Below are 22,496 nucleotides of genomic sequence, written 5' to 3' on the forward strand. Positions count from 1 at the left end.
CGGCATGAAAACAATTGTGAATCCGGAAAAGCATGAAGGGCGCCTGAGCGCCCTTCTGCCTGAAACGTCTACGAAGCCTTGCCGCCGTTCTCGCGCTGCTTCTTCTCGATGGCCGGCTTGCCGTGCATCGCCCGCCAGGCCCATAGCACATAGCCCGAGATCGCATAGGCCACGAACAGGCCGAACAGCGCCACCGGCGGATCGGTGGACACCACCACGAACAGCACCAGGACCAGCACCATCATGCCGAACGGCACGCGGTAGCGCACGTCCAGCGCCTTGCCGCTGTAGAACGGCGCGTTGGACACCATCGACAGGCCGGCGTACAGCGTAATGCCGAACGCCACCCACGGCATCCACAGCTCCTTGACCGGCAGCTTGTTGTCGATCACCAGCCAGACGAAGCCTGCGACCAGCGCAGCGGCCGCAGGGCTCGGCAGCCCCTGGAAGAAACGTTTGTCGACAACGCCGATGTTGGCGTTGAAGCGCGCCAGGCGCAGCGCAGCGCAGGTGCAGTAGACAAAGGCGGCTATCCACCCCCACTTGCCCAGGTCATGCAGGATCCACTCATACATCACCAGCGCCGGCGCAACCCCGAAAGAGGTCATGTCCGACAGCGAGTCATACTGCTCGCCAAACGCACTCTGTGTATTGGTGATGCGCGCCACGCGCCCGTCCATGCCGTCCAGCACCATCGCCGCAAAGATGGCGATGGCCGCCGCATCGAAGCGCATGTTCATGGCCTGGACGATGGCGAAGAAACCCGCGAACAGCGCCGCGGTGGTGAACGCGTTGGGCAGCAGGTAGATGCCGCGCCGGCGCGGACGCTGGTAGACGATGTCGTGGTCGTCGGCGGCTTCGTCGTCGAAGTCGTCGTCGGTGCCGCGCAGCTGGTTATGGCGGAACGGCCGCAGGTGGGTCACGTTGCCGCTGCTGTTGCGCTTGTTACGTCGATGGAAGGCAACCATCACAGTCCTCCGGTCAGGCTGTCGCTCACTTCACGTCGAGTTCGGCGAGGACGGTCGACGAGGCCGACACCTTCTCGCCGATGGTCACGCGCGGACGCGCATCGAGCGGCAGGTAGACGTCCACGCGCGAGCCGAAGCGGATAAAGCCGTAGCGCTGGCCGCGCGACAGGCTGTCGCCCACCTTGGTGTAGCACAGGATGCGGCGGGCCACCAGGCCGGCCACCTGCACCAGCGTCACCAGCTGGCCGTCCGAAGTGCGCCGGATCAGCACGGCGTTGCGCTCGTTCTCGACCGAGGCCTTGTCCAGGTCGGCGTTGACGAACTTGCCGGGGAAATATTCGACCTTCTCGACCGTGCCGTCGACCGAGACGCGGTTCGAGTGCACGTTGAAGACGTTCATGAAGACGCTGATCTTCAGCGCCTCGCGGCCGCCGAACGGATCCTGGACCTTCTCGACCACGACGATGCGGCCGTCGGCCGGGGCCAGCACCGCGTTGGGCTGCGACGGGATCGGGCGCGGCGGATCGCGGAAGAACTGGAGCACGAATACCGTGATGATCCACAACGGCAACGCCCACCAGAAGCCCGCGCTGGCGTGCACCAGCAGCGAGATGACAAAGGCGCCGGCCAGGAACGGCCAGCCTTCACGGGCGATCAGCGGATGAGGATAGTTCATGCAGTACAGGTGTCGGTGGATACAAGACCATGGCAAGGCGGCGCGGCGGCGGCGATAGCCACCATCGGGCGGCGCCCCGTGGTTGCGGAGCAGGATAATGCACGCCTTGCCCAAAGTCTGACAAGCATAACAAAAAGCCGTTCAGGCCCCGCGACTCCCCTCTGATGATAGAAGGGCGTGGCACGGAACGCTGAACGGCTTCGGCCCGCCGCCGTGCGGCGCGGGCCATCAGACAGCCAGGCAGCTTAGTTCTTCGACTGGTCGACCATCTTGTTCTTGGCGATCCACGGCATCATCGCGCGCAGCTTGGCACCCACTTCCTCGATCTGGTGCTCGGCCGTCAGGCGGCGGCGCGAGATCAGCGTCGGGGCGCCGGCCTTGTTCTCCAGCAGGAAGCTCTTGGCGTACTCGCCGGTCTGGATGTCGGTCAGGCACTGCTTCATCGCCTTCTTGGTCTCTTCGGTCACCACGCGCGGGCCGGTGACGTATTCACCATATTCCGCGTTGTTGGAGATCGAGTAGTTCATGTTGGCGATGCCGCCTTCGTAGATCAGGTCGACGATCAGCTTCAGTTCGTGCAGGCACTCGAAGTAGGCCATTTCCGGAGCGTAGCCGGCTTCCACCAGGGTTTCGAAGCCAGCCTTGATCAGCTCGACGGTACCGCCGCACAGCACGGCCTGCTCGCCGAACAGGTCGGTTTCGGTTTCTTCGCGGAAGTTGGTCTCGATGATGCCGGCACGGCCGCCGCCGTTGGCGGTGGCGTACGACAGCGCGATGTCACGGGCGGCGCCGGACTTGTTCTGGTGCACGGCGATCAGGTGCGGCACGCCGCCGCCTTGTGCGTACGTGGCGCGCACGGTGTGGCCCGGGGCCTTCGGCGCGATCATGATCACGTCCAGGTCGGCGCGCGGGATCACGGCACCGTAGTGCACGTTGAAGCCGTGGGCGAAGGCCAGCGCCGCGCCTTCCTTGATGTTGTCGTGCACTTCGTTCTTGTACACGTCGGCGATCTGCTCGTCCGGCAGCAGGATCATGACCACGTCGGCACCCTTGACGGCCTCGGCCACTTCCTTCACTTGCAGGCCGGCGTTGACGGCCTTGTTCCACGACGCGCCGCTCTTGCGCAGGCCGACCGTCACATTGACGCCCGAGTCCTTCAGGTTCAGCGCGTGGGCATGGCCCTGCGAGCCATAGCCGATGATGGTGACGTTCTTGCCCTTGATCAGGGAGAGGTCGGCGTCCTTGTCGTAAAACACTTTCATGATGATTCCTTCAATCTCTGTCTTTTGTATGAGGGGGCGGCATCCTCGGACGCATCGTGTGCGCCCGGATCGCGCCGCCCCGGGGATACTGCGTGAAGCCGTGCGGGTGAGCCGGGGCCCGGTCAGACCTTCAGGATGCGCTCGCCGCGGCCGATGCCCGAGCCGCCCGTACGGACGGTCTCCAGGATGGCGGTGCGGTCGATGGCGTCCAGGAACGCATCGAGCTTGACGCCGTTGCCGGTCAGCTCGATGGTGTAGGTCTTCTCGGTGACATCGATGATGCGGCCGCGGAAGATGTCGGCGGTGCGCTTCATTTCCTCGCGCTCCTTGCCCACCGCGCGCACCTTGACGAGCATCAGCTCGCGTTCGATGTGCGCGCCTTCGGTCAGGTCGACCACCTTGACCACTTCCACCAGGCGGTTCAGGTGCTTGGTGATCTGTTCGATCACGTCATCCGAGCCGGAGGTGACAATGGTCATGCGCGACAGCGAGGCATCCTCGGTGGGTGCCACGGTCAGCGTCTCGATGTTATAGCCGCGGGCCGAGAACAGGCCCACCACGCGCGACAGCGCGCCCGGTTCGTTTTCCAGCAGGACCGAAATGATGTGACGCATTACAGGTCCTCCGCGCCGAGCAGCATTTCAGAAATGCCCTTGCCCGCCTGGACCATCGGCCAGACGTTTTCGGTGGGATCGGTCTGGAAGTCCAGGAACACGGTACGGTCCTTCAGGCGGAACGCTTCGCGCAGCGCCGGCTCGACATCCGCGGTCTTCTCGACGCGCATGCCGACGTGCCCGTAGGCCTCGGCCAGCTTGACGAAATCGGGCAGCGCGTCCATGTAGGAGTGCGAGTAGCGGTTGTCGTACTCGATCTCCTGCCACTGGCGCACCATGCCCAGGTAGCCATTGTTCAGCGAGCAGATCTTCACCGGGGTGTCGTACTGCAGGCAGGTCGAAAGTTCCTGGATGCACATCTGGATCGAGCCCTCACCGGTGATGGTGACGACTTCCTTCTCCGGGAACGCCTTCTTGATGCCCATCGCATACGGCAGGCCCACGCCCATCGTGCCCAGGCCGCCGGAGTTGATCCAGCGGCGCGGCTCATCGAACTTGTAGAACTGCGCCGCCCACATCTGGTGCTGGCCGACGTCGGAGCAGATGAAGGCATCGCCCTTGGTCAGTTCCCAGATCTTTTCCACCACATACTGCGGCTTGATGATCTCGGAGCTGCGGTCGTACTTCAGGCAGTCCACCGAACGCCATTGCTCGATCTGCTCCCACCATTTGGCGAGCGCCTCGCGCTTGGGCTTGATGTCGCTGGCCTTGATCTGGGCGATCAGTTCCTGCAGCACGTCCTTGACGTTGCCGACGATGGGGATGTCGACCTTGACGCGCTTGGAAATCGACGACGGATCGATGTCGATATGGATGATCTTGCGCGCCTGCGAGGTGAAGTGCGCCGGGTTGCCGATCACGCGGTCGTCGAAGCGGGCACCGATGGCGATCAGCACGTCGCAGTTCTGCATGGCCATGTTGGCTTCATACGTGCCGTGCATGCCGAGCATGCCGACGAACTGCTTGCTGGTGCCGGGGAACGCGCCCAGGCCCATCAGCGTGTTGGTCACCGGGTGGCCGGTCAGCGCCGCCAGCTGGCGCAGCTCATCGCTGGCATTGGCCAGCACCACGCCGCCGCCGCTGTAGATGTACGGACGCTCGGCGCCCTGCAGCAGCGCCACGGCCTTGCGGATCTGGCCAGAATGGCCCTTGTTCACTGGGTTGTACGAGCGCATGTCGATCGACTTGGGGTACTCGTACTTGCAGGCATTGCGCGAGACATCCTTGGGGATGTCCACCACCACCGGGCCCGGACGGCCGGTCGCGGCAATGAAGAACGCCTTCTTGATGGTCGAGGCGAGATCGCGCACGTCCTTCACCAGGAAGTTGTGCTTGACGATCGGGCGGGTAATGCCGACGGTGTCGCACTCCTGGAAGGCGTCCTGGCCAATGGCGTGGGTCGGCACGTTGCCGGTGATCACCACCATCGGGATCGAGTCAAGGTACGCGGTGGCAATGCCGGTGACGGCATTGGTCACGCCGGGACCGGAGGTCACCAGCGCCACGCCCACCTTGCCGGTTGCCCGTGCATAGCCGTCTGCAGCATGGACCGCGGCCTGCTCGTGGCGCACCAGGATGTGCTCGAACTTGGTTTGCTTGTGGAGCTCGTCGTAGATATACAGCACTGCGCCGCCGGGGTAGCCCCAGACGTACTCGACGCCTTCTTCGGCAAGTGCGTGAACGAGAATTTCCGCCCCGATCATTTCGGGTGCGGCAGATGAATTGCTGTCTGCGTGGGAGAATTCCGCGCTGGGCATGTTCATTTCAGTCCTTTGCAATTTTCGGCAAAAAATTGTTTGGATGCTCTCTGCCGGGCTTGTGGCTCGGGTTCAAGCGTTGCGCGTCTGCATGGAAGACCGCCTCATAAGCGGCCGGATGAGACAACCACTGATGTCGTGTGAACCGGCGATGATACTGCAATGCACCAGCGCGGTCTACGGTTGTTTTTGGCCTGCGCGTGAGGGATTTTCCGGAGTTGCGGCGGATCTTTTGCGTGCCGCAATGTATTTGCAGCAATACAAAGTGGTACAGGGGGTCGTTTTTTTGCTAGCATCGCAGCACCTTGAATGTGCCACGGGCCGTACGCAGCACATTCACCAGAACCGGGCATTTGTCCCGCAGCAACGAGCCGCAACCGCCTGAATGGCCACCGACCAGGAACTGTCCGATTTTCTTGCCAGCGTCGAGCGCCGCGCCTTCAAGCAGGCCGTCTTTGCGGTCCGCGACGACGAGGCCGCGCTGGATATTGTCCAGGACGCCATGATCAAGCTGGCCGAGAAGTACGGCGACAAAGGCGCCGCCGAGCTGGCGCCGCTGTTCCAGCGCATCCTGCAGAACACCATCCACGACTGGTTCCGCCGCCAGAAGGTGCGCAACACCTGGGTCTCGCTGTTTTCCAGCCTGCGCACCGACCGCGACGGCGACGACGATGACCTGCTGGAGACGCTGGAGGCACAGGCCGGCTCTGAATCGGCCGAAAGCAGCGCCGACAAGGTCGAGCGCGCCCAGGTCATGCACATCATCGAGCAGGAAATCCAGCGCCTGCCGACGCGTCAACGCGAGGCGTTCCTGATGCGTTACTGGGAAGATATGGACGTCGCCGAAACCGCCGCCGTGATGGGGTGCTCCGAAGGCAGCGTCAAGACGCACTGTTCCCGTGCCACGCACACACTTGCGCAGGCCCTGCGCGCACGGGGGGTCCGACTATGAGCAGAAACGACAAAGAAATCCGCGAACGCCGGTTTGCCCATGAGATTCGGGCGGCACTTGATGCCGGCGCCGACGGCCTGCCGGCCGACATCACCGAACGGCTCGCCGCTGCGCGCCGGATGGCGGTCGCCCGCAAGAAGGCCGAGGCGCCCGTGCTGGTCCCGCAACTGGCCATGCCTGGCATGCACGTCCCGCTGTTTGATGAAGACAGCTCGCCGCTGCACCGCGCCGGCGCCTGGCTGCGCCGCCTTGGCCTGATCTGGACGCTGGTGGCACTGGCCGCCGGCCTGATGGGCATCTATCACTGGCAGGAGCAGAAGCGCATCGAGGAACTGGCCGATATCGACGCCGCCATGCTGCTTGATGACCTGCCGCCCACGGCCTACGCCGACGAGGGCTTCCACGTGTTCCTGAAGCGCGGGCAATAGCATGGCGCGCGCAATGTTCCACCCCGACGCCTTGCGCCGCCGGCTGGCCGCGCTGCTGGCCGGCGCCGGCGCAGCCGCCTGCTGGGGCCTGCTGCCGCCCGCGGCGCATGCGCAGGGGGCTTCCGCGGTGACAGCGCCTGCCGCCGCGCAGGCCGCCCATGCCACCAATGCCCGGCCGGCCTGGGCCGACCTGAGCCCGGTCAACCAGCGCATCCTGGCCCCGCTGCAGCCGCTGTGGGACAGCCTGCCGGAACTGAACCGCCACAAATGGCTGCGCATCGCCGAGCGCTACCCCAAGTTCTCCCCGGCCGAGCAGGCCCGGCTGCAGGCGCGCATGGCGGAATGGGTCAAGATGACCCCGCAGCAACGCCGGCTGGCGCGCGAGAACTACCAGATCACCCGCTCGCTGCCGGCCGAGAAAAAGGCCGAGGCCTGGGACAAGTACCAGCAGCTGCCCGAAGAGCAGAAAAAGAAGCTGGCCGCCACCGACCACGTGCCGCGCCGCCCCGGCGCTGTCAGCGCGCTGCCCAGCGGCAAGCGCCTGCCCAGCGACACCAGCCGCCAGCTCCACCGCGAGCCGAAAACGGCCAGCGCCGCAGCGGGCCACAGTGGCCACACTGCCGGCAAGCCCGCCAGCGAAGCCCAGGCTCAACCTGCCTCCGCGCCCGCTGCCGTGACCGCCGCCTCGGCAGCGGCCGCCTCGGCACCGGCAGCGCTCGCCGCACCGGCATCCGCAGCCGAGGTCGCCACCGAAGCGGCAGCCGCGGCTTCTGACGCCACCGTGCGCCAGTAATCCCCAAGTCATTTGGCATAATGGCCGTCTCACGCCGGCCAGCGAAGCAAGGCCGGCCCCGACTGACCCGCGCCGGCACCACCATGCCCCCGCGCGCCAGCCCAGCTTTCTTCGCCTTCCATGCCCGCTGCCACCCTAAATCCCAAGCCCGCCGCAGCCCGCCCCGCCGCCCCGCCCTTGCGCCGCCGCATCGCCTGCATGCTCTATGAGGGCGTGCTGCTGTTCGGCGTGCTGAGCGCCTCGACCGCTGCCTACCTGCTGGTGCGGCCGCTGCTGCAGAAGCTTGGCGTGGACGGGCCGCTCGTGATCCAGGTGTGGAGCTTCCTGGTGATGGGCCTGTATTTCACCTGGTTCTGGCAACGCAACGGCCAGACCCTGGCCATGCAGACCTGGCGCATGCGCGTCGAGAACGCCGCCGGCGTGCCGCCGCGCTGGCCGCAGGCGGCGCTGCGCTACGTGCTGGCATGGCTGTGGCTGCCGCCATCGGCCGCGATCGGCCACCTGCTGGGGCTGGTCAAGGGGCCGTTCGTAGGGGTGCTGTGCGCCGGCCTGCTGGTCTGGATCCTGCTGGCGTGGCTGGATCCGCGCCGCCAGTTCCTGCACGACCGCCTGGCCGGCACGCGGCTGACCGACCTGCGCCCGCCCAAGCCATGAGCCTGTCGGCTGCCGGCATCCGCCGCCTTGCGGTGACCTTGCAGGCGGCCGCCGCGCTGGGCATCGCCGCCGGGCTGGTGCGGCTGGGCGGCTGGCCATGGCCCGGCGCGGTCGCCGCCGGCGTGGCGACCATCCTCGGCAGCTTTGCCAGCGGCATTGCCTTCGCTTTCGCCCTGAGCGGGCGCGGCCTGTGGGTCGGGCGCGGCAATCACCCGCCCGCACCGCCCGTTGAACTCGCCGCCACGCGCCGGCCGCTGCGCCTGCCTGACGCGTTGCGCTGCTTTGCGGCCGAGTGCGTGGCCGTGCTGCGCATGTTCGACTGGCTGCAGCCATTCCGCGCGCACGCGCCCTTTGCCGCACCGCTTGACGCCCTGCCCGGCCGCGACGCCCCGCCGGTGCTGATGGTGCATGGCTACGCCTGCGGGCAGGCCATCTGGCTCGACATGCAGCCGGCGCTGGCCGCCGCCGGCTACCACTGCGAAGGGATCGAGCTCAAGCCGGTGTTCGGCGACATCGACGACTACGCACGCACGTTGCTGGCCGCCATGCGGCGCATCACAGCCGAGGCCGGGCGCCCACCGCTGCTGGTCTGCCACAGCATGGGCGGGCTGGCCGCGCGCGCCGCGCTGCAGCTGGCGGGCGACGACGACGTCTGCGCCGGCGTGGTGACGCTGGGCAGCCCCCACCACGGCAGCGCGCTGGCGCGCTTTGGCGGCGGCCCCAATGCGCGCCAGATGCGTTGCGGCAGCCCCTGGCTGCGCGCGCTAGCCGCCGCGGAAACCCCGCGCCGCCGCGCGCGCATGATCTCGATCTTCAGCTGGCATGACTCGATCGCCGGGCCGCCCTGCACCGGCTGGCTCGACGGCGCCGGGCATATCCCGCTGGCCGGCATCGGCCACGTCACGCTGCTGCGCCATCCCGTCGCCGTGCGTGCGGTGCTCGACGCCCTCGCAGAGCTGTCCGGCCGCGGGCACTGACAGCTGCGCCAGCGCGGGCTGTTCCACTTCCGCCACGATTCATATGTCAGTCATGTTTCCGTCACGGCACCGTCATCGCGGGCTGGCTGAATGCAGCCATCGCCGCAACCGGGACTGCCATAGTGCAAGCAATCCGATCTGCCCGCGGGTATCTGTCGAAGGCCGCGCAACTGACGCAATGGCTGCGCCGCAGCCCTGAGAGCAACTGGGCCAGCGGCCCCGACAGCGCCGCGCCGCTGACCGCCTTCATGGCGCCGGCCCTGGATGCCGCCGCGCTGGCGCCCCAACGCGAACAGCAAGAGACCTACCCGCCCGAGCCGCACCCGATCCAGCGCTACCGCGCCATCTGGCTGTCGGACATCCACCTGGGCACGCCCGGCTGCCAGGCCAACTACCTGCTGGACTTCCTCAAGCACAACGAGTCCGAGCAGCTCTACCTGGTCGGCGACATCATCGACGGCTGGCAACTGCGCCGCGGCTGGTACTGGCCGCAGAGCCACAACGACGTGGTGCAGAAACTGCTGCGCAAGGCACGCAAGGGCACTGAAGTGATCTACGTGCCCGGCAACCACGACGAGGCCGCGCGCCAGTTCGACGGCATGGCCTTCGGCGACATCACCGTGCGCGAAGAAGCGGTGCACGTCACCGCCACCGGGCGCCGGCTGTGGGTGGTGCACGGCGACCTGTTCGACGGCGTGGTGCAGCACGCGCGCTGGCTGGCCTACCTGGGCGATTCGCTGTACACGGTGATCCTGGCGCTGAACCGCCACTTCAACCGGCTGCGCGCGCGCCTGGGCTTCCCGTACTGGTCGCTGTCGCAGTTCCTGAAGCACCAGGTCAAGAACGCGGTCAACTACATCGGCGCCTTCGAGAGCGCGATGGTCGATGAAGCGCGCCGCCGCGGCTGCGACGGCGTGGTCTGCGGCCATATCCACAAGGCCGAGATCCGCGAGGTCAACGGCCAGCTCTACTGCAACGACGGCGACTGGGTCGAAAGCCTGTCGGCGCTGGTCGAGACCATGGAAGGCGAGCTGAAGATCGTCTACTGGACCACGCTGCTGGACGCGCCGGCACCGGCCACGCGCCGCCGTCGCCGCGCCGCCGTGGCGGGCTGATCCCGGCCTGCCACCCTTTGCCCCATCCGCATTGCCCTTCCACCGCGCCCGAGGAGGCTGCATGAAGATCCTGATCGTCACCGATGCCTGGGAACCGCAAGTCAACGGCGTGGTGCGCACGCTCAAGTCCACGCGCCGCGAACTGGAGGCCATGGGCCACACGGTCGACATGATCACGCCGCTGGAATTCCGCACCGTGCCGTGCCCGACCTACCCCGAGATCCGCTTGTCGCTGTTCCCGGCGACGCGCGTGCAGCGCCGCATCGAAGCCTTCGCTCCGGACGCCCTGCATATCGCCACCGAAGGGCCGCTGGGCCTGGCCGCGCGGCGCCACGCGATCCGCCGCCGGCTGCCCTTCACCACGGCCTACCACACGCGCTTTCCGGAATACGTGCAGGCACGCTTCGGCATCCCGCTGGCGTGGACGTACCGCTTCCTGCGCTGGTTCCACGGCCCGGCCCAGGCCGTGATGGCACCCACCCCGGTGGTGCTGGACGACCTGCGGCACTATGGCATCACCAACGCCGCGCTGTGGACGCGCGGCGTGGACCTGGACGTGTTCACGCTGCAGCGCCCCAATGTGCTCAACACCGCCCACCCGATCTTCCTGTACGTGGGCCGCGTGGCAGTGGAGAAGAACGTCGAGGCCTTCCTGGCGCTGGACCTGCCGGGGTCGAAATGGGTGGTCGGCGACGGCCCCGCGCTGGCGGCGCTGCGTGCGCGCTATCCGGGCGTCAACTACCTTGGCGTGCTGAGCCAACCGGAACTGGCCCGGGTGTATGCTTCGGCTGATGTGTTCGTGTTCCCGAGCCGCACCGACACCTTCGGGCTGGTGCTGCTGGAAGCGCTGGCCAGCGGGCTGCCCGTGGCCGCCTATCCGGTCACCGGCCCGATCGATGTGCTGGGCGACAGCCCCGCCGGCGTGATGCACGAAGACCTGCGCGAAGCCTGCCTGGAAGCGCTGCGCATCGACCGCGCCACGGCCCGCGCCCACGCCGAGCGGTTCTCCTGGCGCGCCGCCTCCGAGCAGTTCCTGACCCATCTTCGGCCGTTCGCTGCCGGCAATCCAGGCCGGGACAGCGCAGCGGCCCAACCCGCCCTGCAAAGCCATGTCCAAACCCCATCCGGAACTGCCGTCCGACCCGCCTCTGCAGAGGCCGCCGCAGGCAGCCCAGAGCACTGAATATTCGATCGAGCAGAATCCCCACAAGGGCAACCGCGGCCTGACGCGCGCCTGGCATGCGGCCATCAATTCTCTGTCGGGCCTGCGCTATGCGGTGCTCGAAGAGAGCGCGTTCCGCCAGGAGCTGACACTGGTGGTGATCCTGGCGCCGTGGGCCTTCCTGCTGCCGGTGGACGTGGTCGAACGCATCCTGCTGCTGGGCACGCTGCTGGTGGTGCTGATCGTGGAGCTGCTCAACTCCAGCGTCGAGGCGGCGATTGACCGCATTTCGCTGGAGCGGCACAGCCTGTCCAAGCGCGCCAAGGATTTCGGCAGCGCCGCGGTGATGCTGGCGCTGGTGTTGTGCGGCGGCACCTGGGTCGCCATCGCCGGGCCGCACGTGGCGCGCTGGGTGCGGGCGCTGGCGGGCTGATCCGTCACGCGCCGGGGATGCCGGATGGGGTGGCCGGGCCGATTGCTTATAATCGCTACCCTGCCCCCCGACTCACTGATCGCACCGATCGCCCGGACGCCCATGGAACCGAAACCGCAAACCGGCCCCCGCCGCACCAGGGACCGCATCCTCGACGTCTCGCTGCGCCTGTTCAACGAAGTCGGCGAACCCAACGTCACCACCACGACCATTGCGGAAGCCATGGAGATCAGCCCCGGCAATCTCTACTACCACTTCCGCAACAAGGACGACATCATCAACTCCATCTTCGTGCGCTTTGAGCAGGAGATGGAACGGCGCCTGAAGATGCCGGATGACCACAAGGCCACGCTGGACGAAAGCTGGGGCTACCTGCAGTACATGTCCGAGTTCCTGTGGAACTACCGCTTCCTGTACCGCGACATCAACGACCTGCTGGCGCGCAACCGGATGCTGGAGACCAACTTCAAGCGCATCGTCGAGCAGAAGAAGCGCTTTGCGCACGAGATCTGCCGCCAGTTCATCGACGACGGCGAGATGGAAGCCACGCCCGAGCAGGTCGAGGCCATCTGCACCAATATCGTGGTGATCGCCACCTACTGGCTGTCGTTCCAGTTCGTGCAGCATCCGCGCCAGTACAACGACCCCGAGCAGATCCGCGGCTACCTGCACGGATCGAGCTACCACATCTTCTCGATCCTGGCGCCCTACCTGCGCGGCCGGGCCCGGGACGCATTCGATCAGCTGGCGCGCGACTACGCGGCAGCCAAGGCCGCAGCCGACGCGGCAAAGGAAGCAAAGTGAAATCCGTCTGCGTGTATTGCGGGTCCAGCCCCGGCAACCGTCCTGAATACGCCGAAGGCGCGCGCCTGCTCGGCCGCACCCTGGCCGAAAGCGGCCTGGCGCTGGTGTACGGCGGCGGCAAAGTGGGCCTGATGGGCATCGTCGCCGACGCCGTGATGGAACATGGCGGCAGCGCCATCGGCATCATCCCCGACGCGCTGATGCAGAAGGAAGTCGGCCACCGCGGCCTGACCGAGCTGCACGTGGTGCGCAACATGCACGAGCGCAAGCAGATGATGGCCGACCGCGCCGATGCCTTTATCGCCATGCCCGGCGGCGTGGGCACCTTCGAAGAGCTGTTCGAGACCTTCACCTGGCTGCAGCTGGGCTACCACGACAAGCCGGTGGGCCTGCTGAATGTCGCCGGGTTCTACGACGGCCTGCTGGGTTTCCTTGCGCACGCCGTGCAGGAAGGCTTCATGAAGCAGGTGCATGCCGACCTGCTTCATGTGGCAGACACGCCCGCCGGCCTGCTAGGCCAGCTGGCGGCCGCGCCGCGCGTGCGCGTCGACAAGTGGCAGGCCGCGCGCGACAAGACCTGAGCGCGCCCCTGCTCCCGGCTTCGTTCAGAACGACGAGCCCGGCTGCTGCAGGAACGCCAGTTCCTGCGCAGTGCTCTGCCTGCCCAGCACCGCATTGCGGTGCGGGAAGCGGCCAAAGCGCGCGATGATCGCGCGGTGCTTCTCGGCCCACTCCACCACATCCACCACCCCGCCGCTGGCCTCGCGCAGCTGCGTCATCAGGCGCACCGCCTCGTCCTGGTCCTCCAGCGCCTCGGCATGCTCGAACGGCATGTAGCAGAACATGCGGTGGTGGTCCGTGGGCAGCTTGCGGTCCATGCCGGTGGCGACGATGCGCCTGGCCAGCGCCAGCGCCAGCGCATCGCTGCCAAAGCTGCGTGGATCGTTGCGGAACATGTTGCGCGGGAACTGGTCCAGCAGCACCACGCGCGCGCAGGCGCCCTCGGGCGTGACCGACCAGTCGTCCGGTGCCCCGTCGCAGGCGACCTGCCAGTCGGACAGGAAGTTCGTGCGGATCTGCGCATCGAAGGCGTCCGACTTGGTGAACCATTGCGGGCGCTCGGTATTCCAGGCGGCCGAACCGGGCTGGTCGAACCAGAAATCGAGCAAACGCAGGGCGTCTTCAGGCAGTTGGTCTGTCATGGGCTGAGAAACCTTTCGGTGGAAAGAAGGGAGCGGCGGCGCCTCAGCGCGCCACGTTGCGCATCCAGTCAGCGGTCTGGAAGAACGCCTGCATCAGGCGCAGCTGCAGGTCTTCGGACAGGCCGATATCCTGCATTGCCAGCGCCATGCAGCGCATCCACTGGTCGCGCTCGCTCACGCCGATCTCGAACGGCATATGGCGCGCGCGCAGGCGCGGATGGCCGAAGCGGTCGATAAAGTGGTTGGGGCCGCCCAGCCAGCCGCACAGGAACCAGAACAGCTTGTCGCGCGAGCCCTCCAGCGAGGGCGGGTGCAGCGCGCGCAGCCCGGCGAACTGGGTCTCCAGGTCCATCAGGTCGTAGAAGCGGTCGACCAGCTCGCGCACGCGCGCTTCGCCGCCCACCAGTTCAAATGCGGTCACCTCGGCCGTGCCGGGCTTGTCGTTGGATTCAGTACTCATCACACACTCAAACTGCGCAGCCACTCAGGCATCACGCAAGGTCGCCAGCGCGGGCTGGCGCAGCACTTCGCGCAGGCCCAGCCAGCCGCCGGCAAAAGCGCACAGCATGCCAGAAACCACGCCCACCGGCACGATCCAGACATTGAAGCGGTACGGGAAATCGAAGACGAACTGCGACAGCCCCCAGCCCACCGCGATCGCGCCGAGGCTGGCCAGGAATCCGGCTAGCCCGCCCACCACCAGGAACTCGGCGTACTGCGTCTGGCGCACCAGCGCGGCCGAGGCACCCAGCGCCTTGAGCAGGCCGGCGTCGCGCATGCGCTCATCACGCGCGCCGGACAGCGCCGCGTACAGCACGGTCACGCCGGCGGCCAGCGTGAACACAAAGAGGAACTCCACCGCCGCGATCACCTGGTCCAGGATGTCCTGGATCTGGCGCAGGATCAGGTCGGTATTGACCACGGTGATATTGGGGAAGGCCGCGATCAGCCGGTTGCCCAGTGCCGCGCTGGCGGGCGGCAGGTGGAACGACGTGATGTAGGTCTCGGGCAGCCCCTGCATCGCCTGCGGCGGCAGGATCACGAAGAAATTGACGCGCATCGAGCCCCAGTCCAGCTTGCGCAGCGAGGTCACGCGGGCCTGCACCGCCTGGCCGGCCACGTCAAAGCGCAGCGTGTCGCCAAGCCGGATGCCCAGCGTCTTGGCGATGCCCTCTTCCACCGATGCGCCGGCGTCCGACCCCTTGGCCCCGTCGGACCAGCGCCCGGCAATCACGCGGTTACCCTCGGGCAGCGCATCGGTATAGGACAGGTTGAATTCGCGCTCGACCAGGTTGCGCGCGCGCCCGTCTTCGAAGCTGTCGCCGCGGATGGCACGCTCGCCGATATGGGTCAGGCGCCCGCGCACCATCGGGTAGAGCAGGTCGTTGATGCCTGCGCCGGCCAGCATCTGGCGCAGCGGTTCGCGCTGGTCCGGCTGGATATTGATGATGAAGCGGTTGGGCGCGTCGGCCGGCGTGGCTTTGCGCCAGGAATCGACCAGGTCGTTGCGGGTCATGCCGAGCAGCAGCAGCGCCATCAGCCCCACCGCCAGCGCCACGGTCTGCAGCACCGTCACCGCACGGCGGCGTTCCAGCACCGCCAGCGCAAAGCGCCAGCCCATCGCCGCGCGCCCGCGCAGGCGCCCCCGCAGCAGGCGCGACAGCAGCGTCAGCAGCCCCAGCGCCAGCACCGCGAAGACCACGCCCGCGGCGACAAAGCCGCCCGCCGTGGTCAGCCCCAGCCGCAGGTCGCGCGCCGCCACCAGCAGCAGCGCGACAAAGGCGCCCAGGCCCAGCGCATAGGCCACCCAGGCCGACACCGGCGGCAGCCCGATATCGCGGCGCAGCACCCGCAGCGGCGCCACCCGTGTCAGCGCCAGCAGCGGCGGCAGCGCAAACCCGGCCAGCAGCACCAGCCCGGCCAGCACGCCCACCAGTGCCGGCAGCAGTGACGGCTGCGGCAGCGACACCCGCAGCAGCCCGCCCAGCGACAACAGCAGGCCATAGTGCGCCAGGTACCCGAGCAGCACGCCGGCCAGCGCGCCCGCCGCCCCCAGCAGCAGGAACTCCAGGCCGAAGGCGCGCAGGATCTGCCCGCGCGACAGCCCCAGGCACTTGTAGACCGCGCAGGCATCGGTGTGGCGCTGCATATAGCGGCGCGCCGACATGGCGATGGCCACCGCCGCGATCATCGACGACAGCACCGCCACCAGCGACAGGAAGCGCTCGGCGCGGTCCAGCGTAGCGCGCATCTGCGGCTGGCCCGATTCCAGCGACTCGATCCGGGTGTTGCGCAGCTTGCGGCGTTCGATCTCGTCCTGCGCCCATTTCTGGAAGGCAGCGCCGGCGGCGTCGGGGCCGGCCACCAGCAGCCGGTAGGTCACGCGGCTGCCCCAGCCGATCAGCCCGGTGCTGTCCAGGTCCGACAGCGGCATCAGCACGCGCGGCGCGAAGTTCATGAAGCCGGTGCCACGATCAAGCTCCTGCGTGATGATGCGGTCGATGCGGAAGCTGCGGCTGCCCAGTTGCAGGGTGTCGCCCACGGCAACCCCCAGGGCGCCCAGCAACGCCTCGTCGACCCATACGGTGCCCGGCGCGGGAATGCCTTCGGCGGGCGCATCCGGCGCCCCCGCCGCACTGGCTACCTTGAGCTTGCCCCGCAGCGGATAGCCGTCGGTCACGGCCTTGAGCGCGGCCAGCTGGCTGGGGGCGTCACCGCCAGCCGGCGCCTTGCCGTTGGCGGTGGCCATGCTCGGGAAGGTCACGGTCTGCGCCACGGCCAGCCCGGCCACTTGCGCACGCTGCGCGAAGGCGGCATCGAAGGGTTGGTCAGCCACCAGCAGCACGTCGGACGCGATCATCTGGCGCGCGTCGCGCTCCAGCCCCAGCCGCATGCGGTCGGCCATGAAGCCCACGCTGGTCAGCGCGGCCACGGCCAGCACCAGCGCAAACAGCAGCAGGTAGAGCTCGCCCGCCACCCAGTCGCGCCGGGCCATGCGCAACGCCTGGCGCCAGGCGGAGAAGCGGCCGCCATGCGCGGGGCGCGTGCCGGCGGGGTTGGCGGGTGTGGCCGGGGCTTCGATGGCGGACTCGGAAGGCATCGGTTGGTTTGGTTCTTGGTTTCTGGCGGCGGCGCGCCTCGGGTCAGTCGAAAAAAAGCGGGAAAGGCCGGGAAGCTAGCGGGGTGTGCCAGGCCGCTCAGTCCTGCCGCGCAGGCTTGCATGCAGCCGGCGCACGCCGCGCCACAATTTCGGCAGCAGCCACACCGCCACCAGCAGGAAGACCACCAGCAGCACCAGGAACACCACCGGCAGGAAAAACGCCAGCAACAGGCTGCCGGTCGCGGTCAGGTCTTCAGTGAATGAGGCCGTCCAATTGGAGAACGGTTCCGGCGACACATTGATCAGCGCGCGCGTGCCGGCCTTGACCGCATGCGCGGTGCCGGCCAGCGTGCCGCCGATCAGCCCTGCCGCCACCACCCACTGCGGATCCAGCTGGCCGAAGGCGGCGGCGGCCAGGATCGCGCCGGCGGGGATGCGGATGAAGGTATGGATGCCGTCCCAGACGGTATCGAACGCGGGCACCTTGTCGGCGACGAATTCGGCCACGGCCAGCACGGCGGCCACGCCGATGACCCACCAGGATTCCAGCGGCTGCAGCCCGGGCGGCAGGTCCAGCCAGCCCAGGCGCGCCAGCACGCCGGCGGCCAGCACGGCAAGGTAGAGGCGAAATCCGCTGGCCCAGGACATGCCCGCGGCCAGCGCGGCGGTTTCCAGCATGGCGCTCCTTGCAAGGATCTGGCGCAAGCCAGTGCAAACCACGGCGCGCCTGGCAGGGAGTGTAATACGGACCGGGCCGCGCAGCCGCGCGCCCGTCGGCGTCATGCCGCCCGGCTGGCCCTCAGGCGTCTTCCTTGCCGTCCGGCCCGAACCACGGCAACGCCTCCTGCGGCGTCAGGATGCCGGCCGGCTCGGCCATGGTGTAGCCGGGCAGCGCCTCGATGCGCCGGGCAAAGGCCGGATCAGCCAGCAGGCCCAGCAGGGCTGCCATCCAGCCGGCGGTCTGGTCGTTCTTGCGCAGCGCCAGGTAGTAGGCCTCGCGCGTCAGCGGCACAAAGGCCAGCCCGTGGGCCTCGGCATTCATGCGCAGCCCGAAACCAGCCTGCGCGCGGCCGCCGTGCACGGCCTCGGCCACCTTCTCGTTGCTGAACTCGGTCTCGTCGTAGCCGGCGATCTGGTCCGGGTACAGGCCCTGCGCGGCCAGCAGCTGGTCGAACAGCATGCGCGTGCCCGAACTGCGCTGCCGGTTGACGAAGCGCGCCTGGGTGCGCGCCAGGTCGCGCAGGTCATGCACCTCGCGCGCCACCTCCGGGGCCAGGATCAGGCCCTGCTCGCGCCACGCCAGTCGCAGCAGCCGCACCGCGGCCGGCCGCAGCCACTTGCGCAGCGTCACATGCGCGACCGAGCCCGCGGTCTGCACCGGCGAGACATAGAAGCCGGCCAGTTCCGACTGCCGCTCCTGCAGGCAGATCAGCCCCTCCACGCTGCCGCAAAACACCGTATCGAGCTGCAGCGGGGTTCTTGCCACGCCCAGCGCGGCGGCCAGCACCTCCACCGCCGGGTCATGGCTGCCGGTGAAATGCACCTGCGACTGCGGCTGCTGGGCATCGTCCAGCTCGGCAATGAAGTCGGCCATGGCCTTCTGCACCACCGGGTCGACCGATTCGCGCAGGCGCAGTTCGGCGCGCAGCAGGCGTTCGCCAAAGCGGGTCAGCGAGGCACCGCGGCCGCGCTCCATATCGAGCATGCTGCGCCCGAGCATTTCCTCCCAGGCCCGCATCACGCCCCAGGCATGGCGGTACGACAAGCCGATCTCGCGCGCGGCGCGGTGCAGCGACCCGGTTTCGCGCACGGCCTTGAGCAGTTGGAACACCTTGCCATTCGCGCGCGGATTGTCGTCTGGCGCAATCACCGGAAACAGGTCAAAGCGGAAGGTCATATGTCCTCCGCAGCATATTTACTTATCGATCTCGGCTGGACCACAATGAATACCCCATTTTTATGTTGTTTTGCCGCATTCTCCATGAGATCCAAAGGCAAAAGCAATTATGTCCGACAGAACATAATACAAAGGAGCCCACCGCATGTCGCCTCGCCTTGCCCAACGCCAGCGCCGCCCTGTGCGCCATCTCGTCGCGATTGCCTGCGTAGGCCTGCTGTCGGCGGCCCATGCCGGGGAACTGAAGCTGGCCACTACCACCAGCACTGAGAACTCGGGCCTGCTGAAATACCTGCTGCCGCGCTTCGAGCAGAAAGCGGGCGTCACCGTGAAGGTGATCGCGGTCGGCTCGGGCAAGGCCATGAAGATGGGCGAAATGGGCGACGTCGACGTGCTGCTGGTGCACGCCCGCAAGATGGAAGACGCCTTCGTCGCGGCCGGCTACGGCGTGAACCGCCGCGACGTGATGTACAACGACTTCATCGTGGTCGGCCCGGCCACCGACCCGGCAGGTGTCAAAGGCGGCAAGGACGTGCTGGCGGGGTTCCGCAAGCTCGCCGGCAGCGGCAGCAAGTTCATCTCGCGCGGCGACAACTCCGGCACCGACGTGATGGAGAAGGACTACTGGAAGCAGCTCGGCATCGAGCCCAAGGGCCAGCCGTGGTACGTCAACGCCGGCCTGGGCATGGGCGAGGTGCTGACCATGGCGGCGCAGATGCCGGCCTATACGCTGTCGGACCGCGCCACCTACGGCGCCTATCGCGCCAAGACCGGCCTGGCGATCGCCATCGAAGGCGATCCGAAGATGTTCAACCCGTACGGGATCATCGCGGTCAATCCGGCCAAGCATCCGGGCATCAACCATACGGATGCGATGAGGCTGGTGGAGTGGATCACGTCCAAGGAAGGGCAGGACGCGATTGCGGGATACAAGGTGGAAGGGGAGCAGCTGTTCTTCCCGGACTACAAGGCCAGGTAAGCCCCTCCCCCTCTGCAGCGCCTGCTCACCCCCCCTCAGCCTCCAGCCGCGGCAGCTGCGGCAGGTCCGCCGCCACCTCGGCGATCATCCGCCGGATCCACATCACATCCGGCGCCGCGTGGCAGCGCTCATGCCACAGCTGGTAGAAGCGCATGCGCGGGAAGGACACCGGCGAGGGCACCATGCGGATCGGCAGGTACTGCGCGTAGTGCGCGGCAAACTGCCGGCCAGTGGTAAAGACCATATCGGTCTTCATCAGCACATACGGCACCAGGCCGAAATACGGCAGCGTGACCTGGATATTGCGCTTGTAGCCCTGCTCGGCCAGCGCCTGGTCGATCATGCTGCGCTGCATCGAAGCATAGGGCGCCGGCGCCAGGTGCGGCATCTCCAGGTAGTGCTTGAGCGTCAGCCCCTTGCGCGCCAGCGGGTGCTGCGCGCCCAGCATGCACACCACCTCGTCGTCGAAGAGCGGCGAGATATGCAGGTGCTCCGGCGGCGACAGCCAGTTGCCGACCACGATATCCAGCTGCCCCTGTTCCAGTTCGTCCAGGAAGTCCGACGACGACGTCATCGGATGCACGAACAGCTTGGCGCCCGGCGCCAGCCGGCGCACGCGCTCGACGATATTGGGCAGGAAGAACGCGTCCAGGTAGTCCGGCGCGCCCAGGTGGAAGGTGCGCGTGGTGGTGGCCGGGTCGAACTGCTGCGGCGGGCGGGCGATGCGGTCCATCGCCGCCAGGCTCTGCTCGGCCAGCGCCAGCAGTTCGCGGCCGCGTTCGGTCGGCACCATGCCGTTTTTGCCCCGCACCAAAATAGCGTCGCCGGTGATCTCCCGCAGGCGCTTCAGGGTATTGCTGATGGCGGGCTGGGACTGGCCTAAACGCACGGCCGTGCGGGTCACGCTCTGCTCGGTCAGCAGGGTGTGAAGCACCCGCAGCAAATATGTATCGAGATGGTCGCGTCCGTGCATGGCGATGGCGGCCCTCTGGCGGGGGCCAGATGGGTGGCGTGGGGGATGGGAACGGCGCATAGTGTATGACAGGCACCCCACAAACGGTCAAATCACCTCCTCCAGGGGGGCGCCCGCCGGTGCGGCGGGGCACCAATCGGGGTCGCCCGCTGATGGGGCATATCACCTGGGCCGAATATTGCATGAAAGGCCAGGGTGCTATGTTTCCGCCATCACCAAGAGAGAGAAGACCATGGAGACGCAAACCATCCGCTTTTTCCACCGCGGCCAGGTCAAGGAAGTATCCGACGCCCCCATTACCCGCACCGTGCTGCAGTACCTGCGTGAAGACGCGCGCTGCACCGGCACCAAGGAAGGCTGCGCCGAAGGCGACTGCGGCGCCTGCACCGTCGTGATCGGCGAGCTGCAGGACGGCGGCGATGTCGAATTCAAGGCGGTCAACGCCTGTATCCAGTTCCTGCCCACGCTCGACGGCAAGGCCCTGATCACGGTCGAGGACCTGCGCCAGGCCGACGGCAACCTGCACCCGGTGCAGGAAGCCATGGTCGAGTGCCACGGCTCGCAGTGCGGCTTCTGCACCCCCGGCTTCGTGATGTCGCTGTGGGCGCTGTACCAGCAGCACACCCCGGGCGGCGAAGCCCCCTCGCGCCAGACCATCTGCGACACGCTGACCGGCAACCTGTGCCGCTGCACCGGCTACCGCCCGATCATCGACGCCGGCGAGCGCATGATGGCCCTGCCCGCCCCCACCGCGGACAAGCTCAACCCGAAGCAGATCGCCGACACCCTGCGCAATCTGAAGCGCGGCGAGACCTTCCGCTACCGCGCCCAGGGCCAGGAGTTCTTTGCCCCGCGCACCGCGGCCGAGTTCGGCGCGATCAAGGCGGCACAGCCCGATATCCGCATCCTGGCCGGCAGCACCGACGTGGGCCTGTGGGTCACCAAGCAGTTCCGCGAGCTGGGCAGCCTGCTCTACGTGGGCCAGGTGGAAGACCTGAACCAGGTTGAGGAACGCGACGGCATGATCGAGATCGGCGCCGCCGTGACGCTGGAAAAGGCCTACGCCGCACTGAACGCCGCGCACCCCGAGCTGGAAGAGATGTGGAAGCGCTTTGCCTCGCTGCCGATCCGCAATGCCGGCACGCTGGGCGGCAATATCGCCAACGGCTCGCCGATCGGCGATTCGATGCCGGCGCTGATCGCGCTGGGCACGGAAGTGGTGTTGCAGCACGGCGAGACGCGCCGCACGCTGCCGCTGGAGGACCTGTACCTGGCCTACCAGAAGACTGCCATGCAGCCGGGCGAATTCGTCGCCGCGCTGCGCGTGCCGGTGGCCGGCCCGCAGCACTTCCGCACCTACAAGCTGTCCAAACGCTTTGATGAGGATATTTCTGCAGTGTGTGCTGCATTCGGCATCACCGTGCAGGACGGCATCGTCACGCAGGCCCGCATCGCCTTCGGCGGCATGGCCGCCACGCCCAAGCGCGCTTACGCCACCGAAGCGGCCCTGACCGGCCAGCCCTGGAATGAAGCCACCGCCCGCGCCGGCATGGCCGCGCTGGCGCAGGACTACACGCCGCTGTCCGACATGCGCGCGACCGCGTCGTACCGCAGCCGCGGTGCCGCCAACCTGCTGTACCGATTCTGGCTGGAGACCAGCGCCGAAGCGCTGCCCGCGGCAGCCGTCAACGTCCGCGCCATTGGCGCCGGCGCCACTGAAACCGCCACGGCCTGAGCCAGAGAAAAAGGA

Annotated in this window: 23 protein-coding genes; 12 read left to right on the forward strand and 11 right to left on the reverse strand. The window is 67.5% G+C overall.

Annotated elements, in window-relative coordinates; all coding sequences use genetic code 11:
* Positions 1 to 68: 68 nt before the first annotated feature.
* The 5 genes from pssA to ACW4E8_RS08485 form a co-directional block, all read right to left on the reverse strand.
* Positions 69 to 968 (reverse strand): CDP-diacylglycerol--serine O-phosphatidyltransferase, encoded by a 900-nt coding sequence (gene pssA, locus ACW4E8_RS08465; RefSeq protein ID WP_456804075.1) that lies wholly within the window; start codon positions 966 to 968, stop codon positions 69 to 71.
* Positions 969 to 993: 25 nt separating this feature from the next.
* On the reverse strand, positions 994 to 1,644 hold the full coding sequence (locus tag ACW4E8_RS08470) for a phosphatidylserine decarboxylase (RefSeq protein ID WP_456804076.1): 651 nt from the start codon (positions 1,642 to 1,644) through the stop codon (positions 994 to 996).
* A 245-nt stretch (positions 1,645 to 1,889) separates the two neighbouring features.
* Positions 1,890 to 2,906: a ketol-acid reductoisomerase gene (gene ilvC, locus ACW4E8_RS08475; protein WP_456804077.1), complete on the reverse strand. Its 1,017-nt coding sequence runs from the start codon at positions 2,904 to 2,906 to the stop codon at positions 1,890 to 1,892.
* Positions 2,907 to 3,028: 122 nt separating this feature from the next.
* A complete protein-coding gene (ilvN, locus tag ACW4E8_RS08480; protein ID WP_010809144.1) occupies positions 3,029 to 3,520 on the reverse strand; it encodes an acetolactate synthase small subunit in 492 nt (163 codons plus the stop codon).
* On the reverse strand, positions 3,520 to 5,283 hold the full coding sequence (locus ACW4E8_RS08485; protein ID WP_456804078.1) for an acetolactate synthase 3 catalytic subunit: 1,764 nt from the start codon (positions 5,281 to 5,283) through the stop codon (positions 3,520 to 3,522). The genes ilvN and ACW4E8_RS08485 overlap by 1 nt, the downstream gene beginning before the upstream one ends.
* Before the next feature lie 379 nt (positions 5,284 to 5,662).
* Here ACW4E8_RS08485 and ACW4E8_RS08490 point away from each other — a divergent pair, with 379 nt between their 5' ends.
* From ACW4E8_RS08490 to ACW4E8_RS08535, 10 genes are all read left to right on the forward strand, one after another.
* Positions 5,663 to 6,229, forward strand: a complete 567-nt coding sequence (locus ACW4E8_RS08490; RefSeq protein ID WP_456804079.1) for an RNA polymerase sigma factor — start codon at positions 5,663 to 5,665, stop codon at positions 6,227 to 6,229.
* Positions 6,226 to 6,657: a DUF3619 family protein gene (locus tag ACW4E8_RS08495; RefSeq protein ID WP_456804080.1), complete on the forward strand. Its 432-nt coding sequence runs from the start codon at positions 6,226 to 6,228 to the stop codon at positions 6,655 to 6,657. The genes ACW4E8_RS08490 and ACW4E8_RS08495 overlap by 4 nt, the downstream gene beginning before the upstream one ends.
* A gap of 1 nt (position 6,658) precedes the next feature.
* Positions 6,659 to 7,450, forward strand: coding sequence for a DUF3106 domain-containing protein (locus ACW4E8_RS08500; protein ID WP_456804081.1), 792 nt, complete (start codon positions 6,659 to 6,661; stop codon positions 7,448 to 7,450).
* Positions 7,451 to 7,570: 120 nt separating this feature from the next.
* Entirely contained in the window at positions 7,571 to 8,104 is a 534-nt protein-coding gene (locus ACW4E8_RS08505) for an RDD family protein (RefSeq protein WP_456804082.1), read from the forward strand.
* Positions 8,101 to 9,081: an esterase/lipase family protein gene (locus tag ACW4E8_RS08510; protein ID WP_456804083.1), complete on the forward strand. Its 981-nt coding sequence runs from the start codon at positions 8,101 to 8,103 to the stop codon at positions 9,079 to 9,081. Before ACW4E8_RS08505 ends, ACW4E8_RS08510 begins: the two co-directional genes overlap by 4 nt.
* A gap of 152 nt (positions 9,082 to 9,233) precedes the next feature.
* Positions 9,234 to 10,196, forward strand: a complete 963-nt coding sequence (locus ACW4E8_RS08515) for a UDP-2,3-diacylglucosamine diphosphatase (RefSeq protein WP_456804115.1) — start codon at positions 9,234 to 9,236, stop codon at positions 10,194 to 10,196.
* A 61-nt stretch (positions 10,197 to 10,257) separates the two neighbouring features.
* Positions 10,258 to 11,379 carry a glycosyltransferase family 4 protein gene (locus ACW4E8_RS08520; RefSeq protein ID WP_456804084.1) on the forward strand — a complete coding sequence of 374 codons (1,122 nt, stop codon included), beginning with the start codon at positions 10,258 to 10,260 and terminating at the stop codon, positions 11,377 to 11,379.
* Positions 11,306 to 11,791 carry a diacylglycerol kinase gene (locus ACW4E8_RS08525; protein ID WP_456804085.1) on the forward strand — a complete coding sequence of 162 codons (486 nt, stop codon included), beginning with the start codon at positions 11,306 to 11,308 and terminating at the stop codon, positions 11,789 to 11,791. The genes ACW4E8_RS08520 and ACW4E8_RS08525 overlap by 74 nt, the downstream gene beginning before the upstream one ends.
* A 102-nt stretch (positions 11,792 to 11,893) precedes the next feature.
* Positions 11,894 to 12,595: a TetR/AcrR family transcriptional regulator gene (locus tag ACW4E8_RS08530; protein ID WP_456804086.1), complete on the forward strand. Its 702-nt coding sequence runs from the start codon at positions 11,894 to 11,896 to the stop codon at positions 12,593 to 12,595.
* Positions 12,592 to 13,176 carry an LOG family protein gene (locus ACW4E8_RS08535; protein WP_456804087.1) on the forward strand — a complete coding sequence of 195 codons (585 nt, stop codon included), beginning with the start codon at positions 12,592 to 12,594 and terminating at the stop codon, positions 13,174 to 13,176. The genes ACW4E8_RS08530 and ACW4E8_RS08535 overlap by 4 nt, the downstream gene beginning before the upstream one ends.
* Positions 13,177 to 13,200: 24 nt before the next feature.
* Here the strand turns inward: ACW4E8_RS08535 and ACW4E8_RS08540 are convergent, their stop codons facing one another.
* The 5 genes from ACW4E8_RS08540 to ACW4E8_RS08560 all read right to left on the reverse strand — a co-directional run bounded on the left by ACW4E8_RS08540 (position 13,201) and on the right by ACW4E8_RS08560 (position 18,794).
* Positions 13,201 to 13,797, reverse strand: a complete 597-nt coding sequence (locus tag ACW4E8_RS08540) for a DUF924 family protein (RefSeq protein WP_456804088.1) — start codon at positions 13,795 to 13,797, stop codon at positions 13,201 to 13,203.
* Between the two features lie 43 nt (positions 13,798 to 13,840).
* Positions 13,841 to 14,257 (reverse strand): group II truncated hemoglobin, encoded by a 417-nt coding sequence (locus ACW4E8_RS08545; protein WP_456804089.1) that lies wholly within the window; start codon positions 14,255 to 14,257, stop codon positions 13,841 to 13,843.
* A 24-nt stretch (positions 14,258 to 14,281) separates the two neighbouring features.
* Positions 14,282 to 16,897, reverse strand: a complete 2,616-nt coding sequence (locus ACW4E8_RS08550) for an ABC transporter permease (RefSeq protein WP_456804090.1) — start codon at positions 16,895 to 16,897, stop codon at positions 14,282 to 14,284.
* Between the two features lie 75 nt (positions 16,898 to 16,972).
* Entirely contained in the window at positions 16,973 to 17,575 is a 603-nt protein-coding gene (locus ACW4E8_RS08555; RefSeq protein WP_456804091.1) for a DUF4126 domain-containing protein, read from the reverse strand.
* Positions 17,576 to 17,696: 121 nt separating this feature from the next.
* Positions 17,697 to 18,794 (reverse strand): substrate-binding domain-containing protein, encoded by a 1,098-nt coding sequence (locus tag ACW4E8_RS08560; RefSeq protein WP_456804092.1) that lies wholly within the window; start codon positions 18,792 to 18,794, stop codon positions 17,697 to 17,699.
* A gap of 145 nt (positions 18,795 to 18,939) precedes the next feature.
* Between ACW4E8_RS08560 and ACW4E8_RS08565 the strand changes: the two genes are divergently transcribed.
* Entirely contained in the window at positions 18,940 to 19,773 is an 834-nt protein-coding gene (locus ACW4E8_RS08565; protein ID WP_456804093.1) for a substrate-binding domain-containing protein, read from the forward strand.
* A 25-nt stretch (positions 19,774 to 19,798) separates the two neighbouring features.
* On the opposite strand, the gene ACW4E8_RS08570 is transcribed toward ACW4E8_RS08565, so the two are convergent.
* Entirely contained in the window at positions 19,799 to 20,746 is a 948-nt protein-coding gene (locus ACW4E8_RS08570) for a LysR substrate-binding domain-containing protein (RefSeq protein WP_456804094.1), read from the reverse strand.
* A 232-nt stretch (positions 20,747 to 20,978) separates the two neighbouring features.
* Here ACW4E8_RS08570 and xdhA point away from each other — a divergent pair, with 232 nt between their 5' ends.
* On the forward strand, positions 20,979 to 22,481 hold the full coding sequence (gene xdhA / locus ACW4E8_RS08575; RefSeq protein WP_456804095.1) for a xanthine dehydrogenase small subunit: 1,503 nt from the start codon (positions 20,979 to 20,981) through the stop codon (positions 22,479 to 22,481).
* The last annotated feature ends 15 nt before the right edge of the window (positions 22,482 to 22,496 follow it).

The organism is Cupriavidus sp. CP313, assembly GCF_054072015.1.